This is a genomic window from Vibrio sp. S457-15, assembly GCF_000960545.1.
Taxonomy (GTDB): Bacteria; Pseudomonadota; Gammaproteobacteria; order Enterobacterales; family Vibrionaceae; genus Vibrio; species Vibrio parahaemolyticus.
In genome coordinates this window covers 1-425 of record NZ_JYOQ01000008.1, presented here as the reverse complement: position 1 = coordinate 425, position 425 = coordinate 1, and the positions used below count along the sequence as shown (strand labels likewise).

At 50.8% G+C, this 425-nt stretch carries 1 pseudogene; it reads right to left on the bottom strand.

From position 1 onward, the window contains the following. Positions 1-411 (bottom strand): annotated as a pseudogene (locus UF05_RS02575) (glycoside hydrolase domain-containing protein); the annotation flags it as partial. Between the last annotated feature and the right edge of the window lie 14 nt (positions 412-425).

Here is a 425-nt window from a genome sequence, read left to right as displayed (position 1 = left end):
TTACTGCACCGCGCGGGTTGGTACAGTGTTGGTTTTTTGTGGGTGTAATGCACGATGGCTATCCCAAAGAGAGCAAACCGAGAAGTTTGGTTGTTCTTCCGTTGCTTGACCATAAGCGATGAAGTAGTCCCCTTCGCCTTCACGAATTGAGCCTTTGCCCATGCCTCGGAATCTACCATCTACGTCTTGGTGCACCATCGGCGCAATTTTTGAGTGGTAAAGCGCGGTGTCGAAGATCTCTTTCTGATCTTCCGTGCCCCCTTCGATAGAGTAGTTGAGTGCTTTTGCCCATTTCTCTCGCGCGTTGCTGCGAGCTGTCTCGAGACAGACATTCGCTTCAGCATCGTAGTTGTTTTCTGTACCTTGTGGGTCAACCGCAGACCACGCCACTTGCGCGTTGTACTCCTGTGAGCGTTAATCTTCAA